This window comes from Allosphingosinicella deserti (genome assembly GCF_003012735.1).
Taxonomy (GTDB): Bacteria; Pseudomonadota; Alphaproteobacteria; order Sphingomonadales; family Sphingomonadaceae; genus Allosphingosinicella; species Allosphingosinicella deserti.
Genome location: NZ_PXYI01000001.1, coordinates 95,600 through 113,562, shown reverse-complemented (window position 1 = coordinate 113,562; position 17,963 = coordinate 95,600). Strand labels below are relative to the sequence as shown.

The 17,963-nt window shown below is 67.2% G+C and carries 17 protein-coding genes; 12 read left to right on the top strand and 5 right to left on the bottom strand.

The features are described from left to right. Nucleotides 1–23: 23 nt before the first annotated feature. Nucleotides 24–320 carry a hypothetical protein gene (locus tag C7I55_RS00560; protein WP_106510961.1) on the top strand — a complete coding sequence of 99 codons (297 nt, stop codon included), beginning with the start codon at nt 24–26 and terminating at the stop codon, nt 318–320. Nucleotides 321–372: 52 nt separating this feature from the next. On the opposite strand, the gene ybaL is transcribed toward C7I55_RS00560, so the two are convergent. From ybaL to C7I55_RS00535, 5 genes are all read right to left on the bottom strand, one after another. Continuing rightward, nucleotides 373–2,043: a YbaL family putative K(+) efflux transporter gene (gene ybaL, locus C7I55_RS00555; protein ID WP_106510960.1), complete on the bottom strand. Its 1,671-nt coding sequence runs from the start codon at nt 2,041–2,043 to the stop codon at nt 373–375. 69 nt (nt 2,044–2,112) lie between these two features. Then, on the bottom strand, nt 2,113–2,427 hold the full coding sequence (locus C7I55_RS00550; RefSeq protein ID WP_106510959.1) for a hypothetical protein: 315 nt from the start codon (nt 2,425–2,427) through the stop codon (nt 2,113–2,115). Between the two features lie 103 nt (nt 2,428–2,530). After that, nucleotides 2,531–2,881: a hypothetical protein gene (locus C7I55_RS00545; protein WP_106510958.1), complete on the bottom strand. Its 351-nt coding sequence runs from the start codon at nt 2,879–2,881 to the stop codon at nt 2,531–2,533. A 325-nt stretch (nt 2,882–3,206) separates the two neighbouring features. After that, nucleotides 3,207–3,770, bottom strand: a complete 564-nt coding sequence (locus tag C7I55_RS00540; protein ID WP_106510957.1) for an OsmC family protein — start codon at nt 3,768–3,770, stop codon at nt 3,207–3,209. Nucleotides 3,771–3,792: 22 nt separating this feature from the next. After that, nucleotides 3,793–4,704: a diiron oxygenase gene (locus C7I55_RS00535; RefSeq protein ID WP_106510956.1), complete on the bottom strand. Its 912-nt coding sequence runs from the start codon at nt 4,702–4,704 to the stop codon at nt 3,793–3,795. A 340-nt stretch (nt 4,705–5,044) separates the two neighbouring features. Between C7I55_RS00535 and C7I55_RS00530 the strand changes: the two genes are divergently transcribed. The 11 genes from C7I55_RS00530 (at nt 5,045) to C7I55_RS00480 (ending at nt 17,955) form a co-directional block, all read left to right on the top strand. Further along, the gene (locus C7I55_RS00530; RefSeq protein ID WP_199192668.1) at nt 5,045–6,550 is read left to right on the top strand and encodes an alpha/beta hydrolase; all 1,506 of its coding nucleotides are present in this window, start codon (nt 5,045–5,047) and stop codon (nt 6,548–6,550) included. 557 nt (nt 6,551–7,107) lie between these two features. Next, on the top strand, nt 7,108–8,178 hold the full coding sequence (locus tag C7I55_RS00525) for an ABC transporter substrate-binding protein (protein WP_106510955.1): 1,071 nt from the start codon (nt 7,108–7,110) through the stop codon (nt 8,176–8,178). Between the two features lie 77 nt (nt 8,179–8,255). Further along, nucleotides 8,256–10,589, top strand: a complete 2,334-nt coding sequence (locus C7I55_RS00520) for a TonB-dependent receptor (RefSeq protein WP_233221959.1) — start codon at nt 8,256–8,258, stop codon at nt 10,587–10,589. A gap of 43 nt (nt 10,590–10,632) precedes the next feature. After that, a complete protein-coding gene (locus C7I55_RS00515) occupies nt 10,633–11,712 on the top strand; it encodes an ABC transporter substrate-binding protein (RefSeq protein WP_106510953.1) in 1,080 nt (359 codons plus the stop codon). Continuing rightward, nucleotides 11,709–12,833, top strand: a complete 1,125-nt coding sequence (locus C7I55_RS00510) for an ABC transporter substrate-binding protein (RefSeq protein WP_106510952.1) — start codon at nt 11,709–11,711, stop codon at nt 12,831–12,833. Before C7I55_RS00515 ends, C7I55_RS00510 begins: the two co-directional genes overlap by 4 nt. After that, nucleotides 12,830–14,008 carry an MFS transporter gene (locus C7I55_RS00505; RefSeq protein WP_146150889.1) on the top strand — a complete coding sequence of 393 codons (1,179 nt, stop codon included), beginning with the start codon at nt 12,830–12,832 and terminating at the stop codon, nt 14,006–14,008. The genes C7I55_RS00510 and C7I55_RS00505 overlap by 4 nt, the downstream gene beginning before the upstream one ends. Next, nucleotides 14,009–14,767 (top strand): ABC transporter permease, encoded by a 759-nt coding sequence (locus tag C7I55_RS00500; protein ID WP_106510950.1) that lies wholly within the window; start codon nt 14,009–14,011, stop codon nt 14,765–14,767. A gap of 1 nt (nt 14,768) precedes the next feature. Further along, complete coding sequence (locus C7I55_RS00495) at nt 14,769–15,545, top strand: ABC transporter permease (protein WP_106510949.1); 777 nt, start codon at nt 14,769–14,771, stop codon at nt 15,543–15,545. A gap of 12 nt (nt 15,546–15,557) precedes the next feature. Beyond that, nucleotides 15,558–16,412 (top strand): ABC transporter ATP-binding protein, encoded by an 855-nt coding sequence (locus tag C7I55_RS00490; protein WP_106510948.1) that lies wholly within the window; start codon nt 15,558–15,560, stop codon nt 16,410–16,412. After that, the gene (locus tag C7I55_RS00485) at nt 16,412–17,020 is read left to right on the top strand and encodes a nitroreductase family protein (RefSeq protein WP_106510947.1); all 609 of its coding nucleotides are present in this window, start codon (nt 16,412–16,414) and stop codon (nt 17,018–17,020) included. Before C7I55_RS00490 ends, C7I55_RS00485 begins: the two co-directional genes overlap by 1 nt. Continuing rightward, nucleotides 17,017–17,955: an LLM class flavin-dependent oxidoreductase gene (locus C7I55_RS00480; protein ID WP_106510946.1), complete on the top strand. Its 939-nt coding sequence runs from the start codon at nt 17,017–17,019 to the stop codon at nt 17,953–17,955. The genes C7I55_RS00485 and C7I55_RS00480 overlap by 4 nt, the downstream gene beginning before the upstream one ends. The last annotated feature ends 8 nt before the right edge of the window (nt 17,956–17,963 follow it).

Genomic DNA, 17,963 nt, shown 5'->3' with positions numbered 1-17,963 from the left:
AAGATCAGAGTGGAGCAGACCCAATGCGGCGCATCGTTTCAACAGCGGCGATCCTCGGCCTCGGCCTTCTGGGCGCATGCAACGTCAACGTCGACGACAAGACCGAAGCCGCAGCAGAGAATTCGGCGGAGTCGCTCGGCAACTCGATCGAGTCGATCGCCGAGGACGCCGGCAACACGCTGGAGTCGACGGCAGGCGTCGTCGGCAACGAGCTGGAGAAGGCGGGCGACGCGATCGACGACCAGGCCGGCGAACTCCGCAACGGCGTCGACGTCGACATCAAGGTCGGCGACGGCAAGGCCGACGCCAACAGCCACTGACCGGAGCGGCGGCGGGCGGCGATCCTGCCGCGCTGCCCCTTCGCTCGGCGCCTCAGCCCGCCGACTCCGCCGCCACCGCGAGACGTACCTCCCGGGCAAGCGCGACCATTCGTGCCGCCGTCTCGCGCTCGCCCATCACGACATGACGCGCGCCGAAACGCTCGAGGAAGGCGACCTCCTCGTCGGAATGTGCCCGGGCAATGATCGGCAGCTCCGGATTGAGCGCCCGCGCGCTTTCCGCGATCGCACCCCCTTCGAAGCCTTCCGGTATCGCGATCAGCAGCTTCGACGCCTCCTCGACCCCGGCCTTGCGAAGGATCTCGCGGTCGGTGGCGTTGCCGAGGATCGTCTCGATGCCCGTCGCACGCGCGGCGCGCGCGACATCGGCTTGGTCCTCGATCAGCAGGAAGGCACGCTGCTCGGCCTGCAGGTTTGCCGCGATCAGCTTGCCGACTCGGCCGTAGCCGACCAGGAGGACATGTTCCTCGCGCCGCGCCTGCCGACCCCTTTCCTGCTCGGCATGGGTCTCGGCCGCGGCACCGCTGACGCGCTTGCCGCGGGCGCCGACGAGCCCGAACAGGAAGGGATTGATCAGGATCGAGAGAATCGCGCCGGCCAGGATGAGATCCCGCCCCTCCTCCGGCAGGATGCCGAGGCCGGCGCCGAGCCCGGCCAGGATGAACGAGAATTCGCCGATCTGCGCAAGACTTGCGGAAACGGCGATCGCGGTCTCGGTCGGATGGCGGAAGGCACGGACGATCAGGAAGGCGGCAAGCGACTTGCCGAACACGATGATCGCCACCGTGGCGAACAGCGGCAAAGGCTGTTCGACGAGCACCTTCGGATCGAACAGCATGCCGACCGAGACGAAGAACAGGACGGCGAAGGCGTCGCGGAGCGGCAGCGTCTCCTCGGCCGCCCTGCGGCTCATTTCGGTCTCGCCGAGGATCATGCCGGCGAAGAAGGCACCCAGCGCGAACGACACGCCGAACACCAAAGCCGCGCCGAACGCGACGCCGAGCGCGATCGCGAGCACCGCCAGCCGGAACAGCTCACGCGATCCGCTGTGCACCACCCAGTGCAAGGCCCAGGGAATCACCCGCCGGCCGACGATCAGCATCAGCGCGACGAAGCCGGCGACCTTCAGCAGGGTTTCGAGCACCGAGAGCAGGACCGCGCCGGAGGTCTGCGTGCCTTCTGCCGCACCTGCTATCGCCGGCAGCAGCACCAAAGCGAGGACCATCGCAAGGTCCTCGACGATGAGCCAGCCGACGGCGATCCGCCCGCGCTCGGTTTCGATGAGATTGCGTCCCTGCAAGGCGCGAAGCAGCACGACCGTACTGGCGACCGAAAGAGCGAGGCCGAACACGAACCCGCCGAGCAGCGGCCAGCCGAGGCTCCAGGCGAGCGCCATGCCCATCAGGGTGGCGACACTGATCTGGACGATCGCCCCCGGCAGAGCGATGTTCTTGACGGCGAGCAGGTCCCGCAACGAGAAATGCAGGCCGACCCCGAACATCAGCAGGATGACGCCGATCTCCGCGAGCTCGGCAGCGAGGTTGAGATCGGCGACGAACCCGGGCGTGAACGGGCCGACGATCACGCCGGCGAGCAGATAGCCGGCGATTGGCGAAACCTTCAGCCGGTGCGCGAGCGCGCCCATCAGGAAGGCGACCACGAGGCCCGCGACGATGGTGCCGATAAGCGGCGTATGATGCGGCATAGATGTGTCTCCGTATCGGATCCGTGGCGGCGGCCGCCCGCGAAAGGAAGCCCGCCGCCACGTCTCGCCTCAGCCGATTCCGGCGTCCCAAAGCAGTCCGCACAGGATCGCAACGAACAGCAACACGATTGCGACCACCACATAATCCCGTTTCTGCAGGCCGAGTTGCTGGCGGTGGTCTATGCGGAACCGATCGAGCTGCGGGCGGATCGCGTCGATGCCGGTAAGCAGGCCGGCATCGAGCGCCGGCGCCTTGCGGAGATACTGAAGGATGTCCTGCCGTTCGTCGGCGTCGATCCCGGGGTAGCGGGCAAGGAGGCCCTGAACGTGGTGCAGCCGCTCGGGATCGGCGGCAATGCTGTTCTTGCGCAAAGTCTGTTCCATATGTCTGATCCGGATTGCGCACGCGCCGGCCTGCCCGTGCGCGCGAGCGCACGCGGCAGCGCGTGCTGTGTCGATGTCGGTGAGGAGCCGGGCGAGCCCGGGATCAGAGGCGCGGCGGGGCGCGCGCGTCGAACGATTGCCGCGGCGACGACGCGATCGGTGCGGTCGTCGTGCACGGCCGATGCGGCGCCGGGCGGCGGCCGAGCATGGCAGCGAAGAACAGGCTCGCGGCGAGCAGGAGGAGAGCGGGCGGGCCCCGATGTCCGTCGCCGGTGTCGGTGGAAGGCCGCGCTGCGGCCACGCCGTCCGACAAAGCATCTTCTCGGGAGGGACTGAGCGCCACCTCGGCGGTGGTCGCACTGAACGCAGAGCCGCTGGTGCGGGCGAGCGGCGAACCCACGGGAAGCAACGCATGCGCGAGGATCGACGCCAGCAGCAGCCAGAACGCCATCATCCACCTGCCTCCCGCTACCGTCAAAATCGCTCCCTTCGCGTCCACGTTCCTCGTTCAATGTAGGCGCAAAAGCCGGATACGCAAATCCTCGAGCTCATGCCGGCTGCCGCAGATGATCGCATCGTTGCGGGATCAGACTCGACCATTGCAACGCAGCGAAGCACGACCGGCAGCAGTTCCGCCGGCACCGGAACAGCCGGCAACGGCTTTCATCCGTGCCGTCCGCGCGCGATCCCTGACAAGTCGCACACAGGGCAGCTTTCCCTTGCGCAGGCTGTGACGTAAGAGCCGTTCGGTGTCGGCTCTGATGCCGCCCGGATGATCCTTACACGATCTCGAGCCGGCCCTTCATGCAGATGGGCTGGTTCAGGTTGAAGAAATTGGGCGAGGTCTTCATCACGGCGTGGTGGATGTCCTGGAACTGCTCGGCCGTGCCGGGCCCGCCGATCCGCACCGTGTAATCGAGCTGGCGATAGCCCGGCGGGATGGCCTCATCGAGGCCGAGGAAGCCGCGCAGATCGAGCTGTCCCTCGGTGTCGATCTCCAGCGTGTCGAGCTCGATGCCGCGCAGCGCCGCGTTGGCGACGTAGCCGACCATCATGCAGGCGTTGAGCGCTGTCATCAGCAATTCCTGCGGATTGGGGGCGCTGTTCTGCCCCATCAGCTCGGCCGGCTCGTCGGCGACGACCTTGAAGCGGCGGTCGATCTGTGTCCCGCCGAGCTCGTAGCCTTCGACGATCGTCTCGCTGCGAGTCTGGCCGGTCCAGCGGGTCTTGACCTTGAACCGGACGATCGCCCGGGCGGGATCCTGGCGGACTGCGCCGACCATGTCCTCCAGGGCGGAGAGATCGAGGCCGTTGACGCGGCTTTCGAAAATCGTTTCGGTCATGTCATGTCTCCCGGGTCAGAGGTTAGTGAAAGAGCGAAGAAATCTCGTCGAGCTGCGCCCGTGCCGCGGGCGCGATGTGCGCCAGGGTGGCCTGAAAGCGCGGGTGGGCCATTCCGGAACCAAGAAAGGTCCACCGGGATGATTGATGCTGCTGCGCCTGGAGGGCAGCTCGCTCGCTTTCGCCGAGCCTGAGGCCGCACGCGTCCTCAAGCGCGCCGAGATTGAGCCCCGCCTGTGCGGCGAGGCCGTCGTCCATGAAGCGGATGATCGAGACATAGTCGCCGAACGCCTGTGCGATCTCGTTCGCCGACAGGCGCTCCGCCATCGCCTCGACCATCAACGTGTCGAGCCGGGCATGCTGGGCCTCCTCCATCCAGTGGTGGCGCAGCAGGCTCTTCATCAGCGGATCGAGATCCGCATCGTCGCGGATGCTGCCAAGATAATGGGCCTGGGTCATCCACTCGAGCTGAAGGATGAACAGGGCGACGCCGAGCGGGTGATGGCTCAGCACCTTCGCGGAGATCGCCTCGCTCGGCCCGATCATCGCGCAGTCCGTGCCGAAATCGCGCGCGAATGCCTGGTGAAAGCGTCTGAACAGCTGGATATGCTTCGCTTCTTCGCCGGCGAACTGAAGGAGCGCACGAATACGGTCGTCGTCCAGCCGCAGGTCGGCGCGAACATGATCCAGGATGAACGGGAGGATGAACTCCTCGACCAGACCGAACATGCTGAGATATTCGTGCGCCCTGACGTGGTTGAGCGCCAGCCGCTCATTTTCCGCGAGCCCCGGCGCCGCCGAGGTGCGGGCAAGCGGCTCGGGCAGGAACGGCCGCTTGAAATCAAGCGCCGCGCCATCGGGAATGACATCCTCGATGCGCCATGCGGCGCGTTGGGAGGAGGCGAGAATCGCATCGTAGGTGAAGGTCCGGTGCATGCATTGCTCCTGCGGACGGTGGTTTCGGAAGAATGCGTCCGCGCTCAGGCGAACGGCCCTGCGGCGCCGGTCACGGCGACCGCGCTGAACATCAGGGCCAGAAAACCGGCGAGGATGCTCGGCATCATGCTGCTCACTTTGTTACCCATCATCTTGCTCACTGCCTTTCCCTCTCGATCGAGGCTTCTGCACCGCAAGCGTGGAAGCGATCGTTGGAATCGGCGTGTGAATTGTCGTGGTCGGCCGGTTCTGGTAAATTCCAACGATGCCGGGCGGGTCGCGGACGACGCTCTCCCTACATTTGCTGGGGACGATGGCCCTCGAGCGCGAAGGAGAGCCGGTGGCCCTCCCCGCCTCCAAGAAGACTCGCGCCCTGCTCGGCTACCTCGCCGCGAACGACCGCAAGGTGCGCCGCGAGCGTCTCTGCGAAATGTTCTGGGAGGTGCCCGACGATCCCCGCGGCGCCCTGCGGTGGAGCCTGTCGAAGCTGCGCGGACTGATCGACGATGAGGGCGGGTGCCGGCTGGTTGCCGACCGCGAGGAAGTCGGCCTCGATTGCAGCGCCCTGTCGGTCGATTGGCGAACCCTCCGCGACGTGGCTGCCGGCGACATCCGCAAGGTCGATACGCCGGTGCTGGAGGCCGCGACGGCCGCGTGGGGCGACTTTCTCGAGGGTTTGGAGCTACCCCGCTGCGACGATTATCAGGCATGGCTGATCGCCATGCGGGAAGATGCCCGTAAACGCTTCGTCGCTCTCCTGCGCGAGCTCGTCCAGCGCCCGATCGATCCGGAGCGCGCGCTCGCGCTCGCGCGGCTTTGGACGACGCTCGACCCCTATGACGCGTTGGCCCGTGTGGCGTTGATCGATCTTCTCGATCGGCTCGGGCGCCGAAGCGAGGCCGATCAGCAGCGGATGCTCGGCACCCGCAAGCTCGACGAGGCCGACGTCCCCGTGCCGCCTTCGCTGCGCGGCGCGGTAGCGGTCTCCGAATCAGCCCCGCCTTTGCCTGTCCAGCACGTCAAATTCTGCACGGCGTCCGACGGGACCGGCCTCGCTTACTCGATCGCCGGGGACGGACCGCCGCTCGTCAAGACCGCGAACTGGCTCAACCATCTCGAGCAGGACTGGGAAAGTCCGCTCTGGCGGCACTGGATCCGCGAGCTTGCGACCTACCGGCAGATCGTCCGTTACGATGAGCGGGGCAACGGCCTCTCCGACTGGAACGCTGCCGAGATTTCGTTCGAAGCCTTCGTCGACGATCTTGCCAGCGTCGTCGACGCCGCCGGACTCGAAACCTTCGATCTTTTCGCCGTATCGCAGGGCTGCAGCGTGTCGATCGCTTATGCCGTTCGCCATCCCGAGCGCGTCCGCCGCATGGTTCTCTACGGCGGCTATGCGGTCGGCTGGAAGCGTCGCGGCACGCGCGAGGAGGTCGAGCGGCGCGAAGCGATGATGATCCTCACGCGTCAGGGATGGGGCAAGAACAATCCCGCCTATCGCCAGATGTTTACCACTCTGTTCCTGCCCGACGCCTCGCCGGCCGAGGCGGACTGGTTCAACGAGTTGCAGCGCGTTTCGACCTCGCCGGAAAATGCGGTTCGGCTGCAGCATGCGTTCGGCGACATCGATGTCGAATCGCTGTTGCCGCACGTGCGCGTGCCCACCCTCGTCATCCATGGGCGCGACGATGCCGTCGTGCCGTTCGCCGCCGGCAGGCGACTCGCCGCGGGGATTCCGAACGCGGAATTCGTCCTGCTCGAAAGCCGCAACCATTTGCTGCTCGAGACCGAGCCTGCCTGGCCACGCGCGGCCGCATGCATCAAGGAATTCCTTGCCGGCCCGTAGCGTTCCGAGTCGGACCTCTCGGAGCGATGGTTGGAAGGCGATTTGACGATGTTTCCGTCCGGCTTCACCCGCCTCGTCTCTGCGGGTCACCGGACTGCCGCAACCCGCTTGACTTTCTTTGTCTACCTTTTAGGTTGGGATTGCTGAACGAGAGCAATGGTCAGGCTCCGCGCACCCCCGGGTGCGAGCGCGACCCGCGGTTTTTGACGGAATGCAGATTGCGCCGCGTCATCAATGGCTAAAGCGCACGAGCCCTTGCCGGACAGCCGGGCGGCCTCGTGTTTCCAGATCGAAAGGAACACCGATGAGCCTGCAAGCACCCATCTTGCGCCTTCCTTCTCCCGCGGCCTGTCGCCGCTGTTGTTGAGGCCTGGCGGCAGATTGCCGCTTCCCTGACCTGATTGCTGCGTCTGCGCGTAATCGCGTGGCGCCCGGGCGATAACCTCACGGCCACCGCCACAGCGCGTGGCGGAACCCTGGTGCGCGCGCCTCGCCGGCCGTCGCAATCGACATCTCCGAGTCACAGTCCGCGGACCCGTTTCCGCGAAGGAGCCCCCATGTCCACCGACACAGCTACCGCCTCCGCCAGCATCACCGACACGCTCTGGTACACGCGCTGCCCCGTCCCGACCGCGCTCGGCATCGCCGTTCAACGCGGCTGGTTCGCGGACGAGTTCGCCCCGGACGGCATCACCTTGAAGTCGATCCAGGAAACGAATGACGCCGCCGCGCAGGAATCCCACTTCGATCACACGCTGCCCAGCTCCTTCCGCCAGGGTGGCAACATTCCGGCGATCTGGGCTCGTGCCCGCGGCCGCGACACGCGGGTGATCGGCCTGTCCTGGACCGACGAATTCCAGGCGATCCTCGCACTGCCGGAAAGCGGCATCCACAGCGCCCGCGACCTTCGCGACCTCAGGATCGGCCTGCCGGTCAATCCGATCTCGATCGACTTCAACCGCGCCTCGGCCCTGCGCGGCTTCCACGCCGCACTCGGGCTGGAAGGGCTCAGCCTCAAGAATGTCGACTGGATTGACACGCGCAGCAGCGAAGCGCCGGACAGCGGCACACGCAGCATCGCGACCGGGGACGGCGTCCGCCGCCGCCTGCGCCACGGCTATCAGGCGGAGACGCTGGCGCTGCTGCGCGGCGACGTCGACGCGATCTACGTCAAGGGCGCGCTCGGGCTCGAAACTGCGCGGCTGATCGGCGCCCGGATCATCGCCGATCTCGGTAGCCATCCCGATCCGGAGGTTCGGGTCAACAATGGTACCCCGCGCACCCTGACGGTCGATGCTGACCTGATCGAGGCCCGGCCGGATCTCGTTGCACGTTTCCTCGCCCGGGTCGTCGATGCCGGCGACTGGGCGCGGGCCCATCCCGAAGAGACGGTCGCCTATATCGCGCGCGAAACCGGCTCGACCCCGGATTGGGTCCTTGCGGCCTACGGCGCCGACGCCGCCCAGAAACTCGGCACCTTCCTCGACGACGATTCCGTCGATGCGCTGTCCGATTTCAAGGACTTCCTGTTCGCGCACGGCTTCCTGGAAGCCGATTTCGATGTCGCCGACTGGATCGATCCACGCCCGCTCGAAGGCATCGCCCGCCGAACGCGCGACGCCGCCTGACACGAAGAAGACCACCCGCCGGTCGGCGCCCGCACGGGACGCCGTCGGCGGGCAAGGGGGAAGAAGGAAAGAACTTGGTGCATAAGGGGATTCATCTGGCCAGTGTCGCGTCGCTCGCCGCACTTTCTGCCGGCGGCGCGCTCGCCCAGGAACGGACGGCAGCGCCGCCGCAACTGGCCTCGGCCGAGGGCGTCGCGACGGCAAGCGACGCCGACACGGCCGATTACGGCGCGGCGATCGTCATCACCGCCAACAAGCGCGAACAGAGCATCCAGGACGTGCCGACCGCGGTCACCGCGCTTGGTGCCGACACCTTCACGTTGGGCGGCGTCGGCCGATCGGCCAACGAAGTTTTGAACTACGTTCCCAACGCCTCAGCCGGCGCCCAGCAGCACGGCCGCCCTCGGTGGTGGATCCGCGGCGTCGGCGCCGGTCAGCAGCAGCAGGATCTCGCCAATCCGGTCGGCTTCTATCTCGACGAAATCTACATCAGCAATGCGAGCGCGACGGGGCTCCCGCTCTTCGATGTGGAACGCGTCGAGGTGTTGCGCGGGCCGCAGGGCACCCTGTGGGGCAAGAACACCACCGGCGGTGCGATCAGCGTCATCAGCAAGCGGCCGTCGCTCGATCCGGTGGACGGCGAGAATTACGTCAAGCTCGATTATGGCCGCTTCGACGACAAGATCATCGAAGGCGGCGTCGGCGCCGCGATCGTCCCCGGTGCCCTGGCCGCCCGCATTTCCGGCCACATCGAGAACAAGGATGGCCGCTACGAAAATCTGTTCACCGGCGAGAAGGACAATGCGATCGAGGACAGCGTCGTCCGAGCGCAATTGCTCGGACGGTCGGGCGACGTCACCGCGCTCGTCTCGGCCCACTACCGCAAGTACAAGACGTTCGGCGGCTATTGGGCCACCGGCAGCTATGCCGCGAACGGCGTACTGCGCAACGGCTATGTTCCGTCCACCGACCGCGATGTGGTCGACACCAATGCCGACGACAACAGCGATGCCGAGCAATATGGCGGTCTGTTCCGCCTCGATTGGGATTTCGGCGGCCTGACGCTGACCGCCCTCACCGGCTTCGAACGCTACGCCTCCACCAGCACCAACGACAGCGATTATACGCCGTTGGAGATCAGCCGCGGCTATGTCGACTCGGTCAGCCGGCAATGGAGCCAGGAACTGCGCCTCGCCTCGGCGCCGACCGGGCGCTTCAGCTGGATCCTCGGCCTTCATTATTTCAATGAGAAGATCGATTCCTTCGCGGCCTCCGCCACCCTGCCCGACGGGTCGGTGCCGTCGCGTCCCGGCGACACCGCGCCGAACGCCTACAGCCGCACGATCTACGATCACAAGGCGGAGAGCGGCGCAGTCTTCGCCAATGCGCGTTACGCACTGAGCGACGCGTTCGACCTCAATGTCGGCGCCCGCTTCACCCGCGAGACCAAGACGCTCGCCTTTGCGCGCAGCGCCTCGCCCAACGGAGCCGCGGCCCGGTGGAGCGACACTGCGCGGTGGTGGGAGAGCTACACCGGCACCTTCGGCGGCGCCGGCACCTTCTCGGGCGATCTGAAGCGCACCTGGGATGCCTTCACCTACGACATCACGCCCTCCTGGCGGGTCGCCCCGAACCATCTGCTTTACGCCAAATATTCCCACGGCGTGAAATCCGGCGGCTTCAACACCGCAGCGCAGCTGCCCGCGGCCCTGCAGGTGGTCGCTCCGGAAAAGCTCGATGCCTTCGAACTCGGCTACAAATCCGAATGGTTCGACGGCGCGCTGACCTTCAACGCGTCGGCCTTCCACTACGAATATGACGACGTCCAGATCAACGTCGTCGGGCCCAACCCCGGCGCCGTCGGCGGCGCCACCACCTCCTATCTGCAGAATGCGCAGAGCGCCCATGTCGACGGCGCCGAGTTCGAGATCGCGGCCCACCCGATCGAAGGGCTCAGTCTCAATGCCGCGATCGGCCTGCTCGATACCGAATATGATTCCCTGCAGGTGGTGAATGGCGGCGCCGACCTGTCCGGCGCGGAATTCGTGCGGTCGCCGCACCTCACGCTGAACGTCGGTGCGCTCTACGCCATCCCGCTCGCCAACAGCGGCGAGATCCAGCTCGCCGCGGACGCGCGTTACCAGTCGCTCCAATATTATTACATCACCCCGCAGGACAATGTGAACCGGTTCCTTCTGAACCAGCCTGGTTACACGCTGACCAATGCCAGGATCACCTATTCCGCCCCAGGCGAGCGTTTCTCCCTGACCGCCTACGTCAACAATCTGTTCGACGTCGACTATCGCAACCACGCTCTGCCGCAGGCCAATGCCGCCGCCGCCATCACCGGCGATACGATCCAATGGGGTGAGCCGCGCACCTACGGCGTCGCACTGGTGGCACGCTTCTGATGCCCCTCTTCCAACCCTCACCCAAGCCCGAACGGAGGCCGAAATGACCGCCTATCCACGCGAGATCTGGTACACGCGCTGCCCCGTCCCGACGCCGCTCGGCATCGCCATCAACCAGGGCGTGATCGAGCAGGATTTCGGCGCGCTCGGCATCGACGTGCGATCCATCCAGGACAGCCAGGATCCCGAAACCCGGGCGAGCCATTACGATCACCACCTCGCGCACAGCTTCCGCCAAGGGGGCAGCGTGCCGGCGATCTGGGCGCGCGCCGCAGGCGCCGACACCCGGGTGATCGGATTGAACTGGGTCGACGAGAGCCAGGCGATCCTCACCCTTCCCGCCTCGGGTATCCGCACGCCCCGAGATCTCAAAGGGCGGCGCATCGCCCTCCCCCGCCGCGCGGCCGACAAGGTCGACATCTTCCGCGCCACGGCATTGCGTGCGCTTCTCGCCGGTCTGTCGCTCGGCGGCGTCGCCGAGCAGGACGTCGAGTGGATCGACATCGATGCCGGCGATCCGCCGGTCGGCGAGGGCGAAGCCCGGGTCGGTGCGAACAGCCGCCGCGGCTGGCGCGGACGCCCGCTCTACGCGGCCGAATTCGGTGCCCTCGTCCGCGGCGAGGTCGACGCGATCCACGTCAAAGGCTCGCTCGGCCATGAATATGCCTTCCTTGCCGGCGCGCACGTCGTCGTCGACACCGGCTTCCACCCGGATCCGAAGATCCGGATCAACAACGGCACGCCGCGTCCGCTCACCGTCGATACCGCCACCGTCGACCTCTATCCCGATCTTGCCGCCCGCTTGCTCCGCCACGTCCGTGCTGCCGGCGATTGGGCGGAGAACCATCCGGCCGAAACGCTCGCCTACATCGCGCGGGAGACCGGATCGCCGGAGCAATTCGTCCGGTCCGCTTATGGCGGCGACACGCTGCACCGGCGCCTCAAGACGGATCTCGATCCGGGCGCCATCGACGCTCTCGCCGATTTCGCCGGCTTCCTGTTCGATCGCGGCTTCCTGCCGGTGCCGGTCGATGTTCCGGCATGGATCGATCGCCGGCCGCTCGACGCCCTGACGCAGCCGTCGCACGCTGCCGCTCGATCGCTCGAGGAGGTTTCGGCATGAAGCCGCGATCGATCCTGATCGGCGCGCTCGTCCTGCTCGTTCTCGGCGGCGCCTTGCTGTTCCAGTTCGGGGGATCCGAGGGATCCGCCACGAAGCCCGACGGAAAGCCGACGACCCTGACCATCGCCAGCATCGCCTATCCGCATCAGGGCGAGCAGCGCTACCAGGGCCAGACCGCGATCATCCAGCAGCAGGGCTGGCTTGAGGCAGAGCTCGCCAAGCGCGGGGTCAAGCTCGCCTGGTTCCCGGTGCCGACCGCGGTCGGCGGTCCGATGATCAACGAAGGCTTCGCCGCCGAGCGCATCGACTTTGCCAGCTATGGCGACTTTCCGGCGATCATCGCGGCGTCGGGCGGTGTCGACCTTCGGCTGGTCGTTCCGGTCGGCCGTGGCCAGAACGTCTATCTGGTCGCCCGCAAGGACCTCCCCGCGCGCAGCGTCGCCGATCTCAAGGGCAAGAGGATCGGCCTGCATCGCGGCCGGCCCTGGGAACTGCCTTTCTCCAAGCTGGTCGGGCAGGCGGGCCTCAAGCTCTCCGACTTTCAGATCGTCAACATCAACCCGCCGGCGAGCCACGCCGCCCTTGCCTCGGGTGACGTCGACGCCGTCGTGCTGCTCTCCGATGCGCATCTGCTCGAGCAGAAAGGCGTCGGCCGCATCATCTGGTCGACCAAGCAGGCGCCCGAGGATTGGAAGATGCGGGCGGAGCTGTTCGCCCGCGGAAATTTCGTCGACTCCCACCCCGATCTCGCCCGAATCGTCGCCGAAGCCTATGTCCGCGCCGCTTACTGGTCGTCCTTGCCGGAAAACCGTGACAAGGTGATCGAGATCGCCGCGCGCGCCGAGACTCCGCGCAGCGTCGTCGAGGCCGAATATGCCGAGCCGCGGGTCGGCTGGCGCGATCGCTTCTCGCCGCTCTACGACGAGGCGTTGGTCGGCCATTATCGCGAAGTCGCCGATTATACGTTCCGCAACGGCCTCGTCCGCTCGAAAGTCGACGTCGACAAATTGCTCGATCGCCGCTTTGCCGCCGAAGCGCTGCGCGATCTGAAGCTCGAAGGCCATTGGCCGCAGCCGCAGCAATCGGCCGCCGCATCGTCCGCGCGAGGCGATCGCTCGTGAACGACCGGCGCTTCATGACCAGCTTCGTCCTGCTCTCGCTGGTGAGCGGCCTTACCGTCGGGCTCGGCAAGGTGGTGACCACGCTCTACGCGCTGCAGCTCGGCGCCTCGCCGTTCCAGATCGGGATCGTCTCGGCGATGGAATCTGTCGGCATGATCCTGGTCACCGTCCCCGCCGGTTTCCTGATCGCCCGCTACGGCGCCCGGCCCATCTACTTCGCGGCGAGCATGGGGCCGCTGCTCGTCAATCTGCTGATGCCCTTCTCCGCCTCGTGGCTGGCGCTGGCGCTCGGCCGCTGGGTGATCGGCCTGTGCATCCCGTTCCGGATGGTATCGATGAACTCTGCCTTCCTCGAGCGCCTCCGCGGCGAGCGGGAGACTCGGGGCGGCTGGTATCGGGGCTCCCTGACCGCGGGCCTGTCGATCCTCGGCCCGGCCGCGGCCGCATTCCTCGCGGCCCGTGGCAACGTCACCATCGGCTTCCTGCTGGTCAGCGTGCTGTTCGGGCTGATGGCGCTGTTCAGCCTGTCCTTCCTGCCCAGCCGCGACGTTGTTCCCCTTGATGACGCACAGCCCGGCTTCCTCGCCGAAGTGACGGCCTTGCTGCGCGATCCCAACATCGCCGACACCTGCATCGTCGAATTCCTCAATGCCGCGACGTCGGCGCTGTTCGGCACCTTCATCATCCTTCTCGCGCTGGCGCTGCCGCCGCTTAGCGAACAGGACGGCATCCGGCTGATGCTCGTCCAGGGCGCGACCGCCACGATCATGCTGTTCGTCGCCGGAACCCTGGTGCGCCGCCTCAGCCGCAATGCGGGCTATGTGGTCGGGCTGGTTCTCGGCAGCTTCGCCTTGCTCGCCTTCGGCTTCGGTGGCGATTTCGCCGCGCTCGCGCTCGGCGCCGTCCTGCTCAGCGCCGGCGCGGCGATCGTCCATCTGATCAACGTCCGCGTGCTCGCCGGCCTGCCCGGGGGCAAGAGCAAGGTCGCCGGCCTCTACAATCTCGCCTCGATGACCGGGTCGTCTGCCGGAGCGCTCGGTGGTGGGCTGATGACCAAGATCCTGCCTCTGCAGACGATGTTCCTGCTGTGGCTTCCAATCCTTCTCGCCGGCGCCGCGGCGGTCGGCCTGATCCGCCGACGCCATCCCTCCCACCTCGCCGCTTCGGAGGCGTGAATGACCTCTAACCTCTCGCGCATCGGCTTCGGCCTCGCACCCCTGGTGGCTCTGCTTCTGCTCTGGCAGGCAGCGTCGGCCGCGGGACTGTTCCCGCCGCAGGTGCTGGTCGCCCCGGCCGACGTCGTCGCCGCGCTCCTCGCGATGTGGCGGAACGGCGAGCTTGTCGCCCACCTCTCCATCAGCCTCACCCGGCTGCTGATCGGCTTCGGCCTGGGCGCCGCGGCCGGTCTGGCCTTCGGAACCGCTTTGGCCCTCTCGAGGCTCGCCGAGGCCCTGTTCGGTCCGCTCTTCCAGGCGCTGAGGCAGGTGCCGGTGCTCGCCTTCCTGCCGATGCTGGTGCTGCTGCTCGGCATCGAGGAACGGTTCAAGATCGTCGTCGTCGCGATCGCCGCCTTCTTCCCGGTCGCACTCGCCGCGTTCGACGGCGTGCGCGGTGTTCCGCGCAGCCATTTCGAGGTGGCGAAGCTCTACCGCACCCCTCTGCTGCCGTTCCTCGGCCGCATCCTGCTGCCTGCGGCGACTCCGCCGGTGCTGACCGGGCTTCGCATCGGCCTCACCCGCGCCTGGCTGGTGCTCATCGCCTGCGAGCTGCTCGCCGCCGGCAGCGGCATCGGCCAGATGATGGAAATGGCCCGTCAGCTGTTCCGCATCGACGTGGTGCTGGCCGGCGTGTTCGTCAGCGGTCTGATCGGCTTCCTGCTCGATCGCGGGGTCAAGCTGATCGAGCGGCGCACCTTGCGCTGGAAGGCGGCCTGACATGCGCGCCCACCGCCATCCCGCCGCCCGCGTTGCGCTCGGCTTGCTCATCCCGATCCTGCTGCTCGCCTTATGGCAGGCACAGGCGGAAGTCGGCGGCGCCCGTGCACTCGCCTTCGTGCCGCTGGCATCGATCGCCGCCGCCTTCGCAGAGCTCGCCGCGTCGGGCCAATTGCTCACCGATGCGGTGACGACGACGTCGCGCGCGCTCACCGGACTCGTGCTCGGTGCAAGCGCGGGCGTGCTGCTCGGCATCGCGATGGGCCTGTTCCGGTCCGTCGACCGCCTGATCGGCCCGCTCTACCACGCCATCCGCCAGGTCCCCCTGCTCGGCTGGCTTCCGCTGATCGGCCTCTGGGTCGGCAATGGCGAGGCCGCCAAGCTGCTGATCGTCGGCCTTGCCGCATTCTACCCGACGGTGCTCAACACCTACGAGGGGATCGTCCACGCCGAGCGGCGCAACACCGATGTCGGCGCGCTGTTCGGGTTCAGCCGCGCACAGCTGCTGCGCCACGTGCTGCTCCCCGGCGCGCTGCCGCTGATCCTGACCGGGCTCAGCCAGGCGATCGCCTTCGCCTGGATCGCGACCATCGGCACCGAATTGCTGCTCGGGGCGGGCGCCGGTCTCGGGGCGACGATGAGCCTCGCCCAGGCGCAGCAGCGCATGGACGTGATCCTGGTCGCGATCGCGATCACCGGCCTGATCGGCTTCACCCTCAACACCCTGTTCGCACGGCTGCGCGGCCATCTGCTGCGCTGGCAGCCGGCGATCGCCTGAAGGAGACGGCGCATGAATGTCACCACCCTGTTCGACACGCCCGCCGCGGCCAGCCCGCCGATCGACGGTGCCTTGACCATCGCCGGCCTCTCCAAGGACTTCACCGTCGGTGGCCGGTCTTTGCCGGTGCTGGACGGGATCGATCTCGTCGTCCGGCCCGGTGAGTTCGTCAGCATCGTCGGGCCGAGCGGCTGCGGCAAATCGACCCTGCTGCGCCTCGTCGCCGGCCTCGACACCGATTTCGCCGGCGAGATCCGCCTCGACGGCAAAAGGATCACCGGCACCGATCTCGATCGGGGGCTGATCTTCCAGGATCACCGGCTGTTCCCGTGGATGACGCTCGAGGAGAATGTCGGCCTCGCTTTGCTCAACAGCAGCATCCCCAAGGCGCAGCGTGCCCGCATTGTCGCCGAGCATATCGCCCTGCTCAATCTCGCCGGGTTCGAGAAAGCCTATCCGCACCAGCTCTCGGGCGGCATGGCGCAGCGCGGGGCGATCGCCCGGGCGCTGGTCACCGAGCCCAAGCTGCTGCTGCTCGACGAGCCGCTCGGTGCGCTCGACGCGCTCACCCGCATCCACGTCCAGACCGAGCTCCAGCGCATCTGGCTGCGCCAGCGCTCGACCATGCTGATGGTCACCCACGACGTCGAGGAAGCCGTCTATCTGAGTGATCGGGTGATCATCATGGGCGCCAAGCCGGGCCGTATCCGCCGGATCGTCGACATCGATCTGCCCCATCCGCGCGAACGCTCGCTGCCGCAGCTCCATCGCCTCCGCGACGAAATCCTTGCCGAGCTGATCCAGCCGGTTCCGACGCCGGGCGAGCCCGAGAACCTGGTGCGCCTGCCGGTGCGGGAGGCGATGTGATGGGCCGCACTGCCGATCATCCGATCGAACCCGTCTTCCTCGACCGCTGGTCTCCGCGCAGCTTCTCGGGCGAGCCGGTGCCCGATGCGGTGCTCGCCAGCGCCTTCGAGGCCGCACGCTGGGCGCCTTCCGCCTTCAACGCCCAGCCCTGGCGCTTCTTGGTGGCGCGGCCCGACACGCCGGACTGGGTCGACTTCGTCAGCCTGCTGGCGCCGTTCAACGAACGCTGGGCGGCGCAGGCGTCGGCGCTGATCGTCATCGTCTCTGCGAACAGCACGGAGCGGCGGGGCGCCGTCATCCCGAACGCGACGCACAGTTTCGACGCCGGCGCGGCCTGGGCCAATTTTGCCCATCAGGCGCTGCTGCTCGGCTGGCATACCCACGGCATCGGCGGCTTCGATCGGGAGACGGCACGCTCGCTGCTCGGCATCCCCGACGATTTCACCGTCGAGTCGATGGTGGCGCTCGGCCGCCGTGCCGGCCTCGACGCACTGCACGCCGATTTCCATCCGCAGGAACAGCCCAACGGTCGCAATCCGATCGATCACTTCGTGTTCGGCGGCCGCTTCGAAACGCCCCTCTTCAGCAAGGAAAGGAATGCCGCATGACGATCAAGGCCTATTGGCGGCTCGACCCGACGGCCGAGCCCGGCCGCGCCGAGCCGAGCGCATGGGCGGAAACGCTCGCCCGCAATGTGCGCCCGATCTCGATCAACCGCTTCGATCATTATGCGCAGATCGCCCGCGCGGCCGCGCTCACCGGCTTCGACGGTCTGTTCATCCAGCATCGCTCCGACGGCGACGACAGCCAGATCATCGCGGCGGCGGTCGCGCGCTCGGCGCCGAAGCTCGGCCTGGTTCCCGAATTCCCGGCATCGGTGGGTTCGGCCGTCTACGCCGCCAAGCAGGCAGTGACCTTCCAGCGGGCGGTGCATGATCGGCTCGGTTGGGCGATCGCGCCCGATGGCGATGCCGATGCACGCGCCGCCATTGCCGATCCGGTGCTGGAGGCCGATCTGCGTGCGCGGACCGAGGAATTTCTCCACGTCGCCCGCGGCGTCCACGGCAGCCAGCCGTTCGATTTCCAGGGTCGCTTCTTCGAAGTGAAAGGCGGCGGGTTCGAGCAGCCGCTCGCCGGTGCGGCCTTCCCGCGCGTGTTCCTGCGCGGCGAGCAGGAGGATTCGCTCGCTCTGTCGGCGCGTCACGCCGACGTCCACCTCTTCGCCCTGCAGCCCGTCGAGGCTCTGCGGGCCAAGATCGAGGATCTCGATCGGCTGGCGCTCGCCGCCGGGCGCAACGTCGAATTCGGCATTTCCGCAACGCTCGCCGCCCGCGAAACCGCCGAGGATCTGCAGCACACGCCCGCGGCCGACATTGCCGGCACCTATGACTTGGTCGCGGCGCAGCTGGCCGAGCTCGCCGCTGCCGGCATCGGGCACTTTGTCCTTTCTGCCTCGCCCTCGCTCGAGGAAACCTACCGGGTCGGCCAGTTCGTGCTGCCCCGCCTTCGTGCCCACCAACCAACGCTGCGCGCCGCAGCCTGAGGAGACAG

Coding starts and splice junctions, on each gene's coding strand:
- C7I55_RS00515 (WP_106510953.1), top strand. CDS start 10,633: ATGACCGCCTATCCACGCGAGATCTGGTACACGCGCTGCCCCGTCCCG.
- C7I55_RS00490 (WP_106510948.1), top strand. CDS start 15,558: ATGAATGTCACCACCCTGTTCGACACGCCCGCCGCGGCCAGCCCGCCG.
- C7I55_RS00500 (WP_106510950.1), top strand. CDS start 14,009: ATGACCTCTAACCTCTCGCGCATCGGCTTCGGCCTCGCACCCCTGGTG.
- C7I55_RS00485 (WP_106510947.1), top strand. CDS start 16,412: ATGGGCCGCACTGCCGATCATCCGATCGAACCCGTCTTCCTCGACCGC.
- C7I55_RS00480 (WP_106510946.1), top strand. CDS start 17,017: ATGACGATCAAGGCCTATTGGCGGCTCGACCCGACGGCCGAGCCCGGC.
- C7I55_RS00540 (WP_106510957.1), bottom strand. CDS start 3,770: ATGACCGAAACGATTTTCGAAAGCCGCGTCAACGGCCTCGATCTCTCC.
- C7I55_RS00550 (WP_106510959.1), bottom strand. CDS start 2,427: ATGGAACAGACTTTGCGCAAGAACAGCATTGCCGCCGATCCCGAGCGG.
- C7I55_RS00560 (WP_106510961.1), top strand. CDS start 24: ATGCGGCGCATCGTTTCAACAGCGGCGATCCTCGGCCTCGGCCTTCTG.
- C7I55_RS00495 (WP_106510949.1), top strand. CDS start 14,769: ATGCGCGCCCACCGCCATCCCGCCGCCCGCGTTGCGCTCGGCTTGCTC.
- C7I55_RS00510 (WP_106510952.1), top strand. CDS start 11,709: ATGAAGCCGCGATCGATCCTGATCGGCGCGCTCGTCCTGCTCGTTCTC.
- C7I55_RS00525 (WP_106510955.1), top strand. CDS start 7,108: ATGTCCACCGACACAGCTACCGCCTCCGCCAGCATCACCGACACGCTC.
- C7I55_RS00535 (WP_106510956.1), bottom strand. CDS start 4,704: ATGCACCGGACCTTCACCTACGATGCGATTCTCGCCTCCTCCCAACGC.
- ybaL (WP_106510960.1), bottom strand. CDS start 2,043: ATGCCGCATCATACGCCGCTTATCGGCACCATCGTCGCGGGCCTCGTG.
- C7I55_RS00545 (WP_106510958.1), bottom strand. CDS start 2,881: ATGATGGCGTTCTGGCTGCTGCTGGCGTCGATCCTCGCGCATGCGTTG.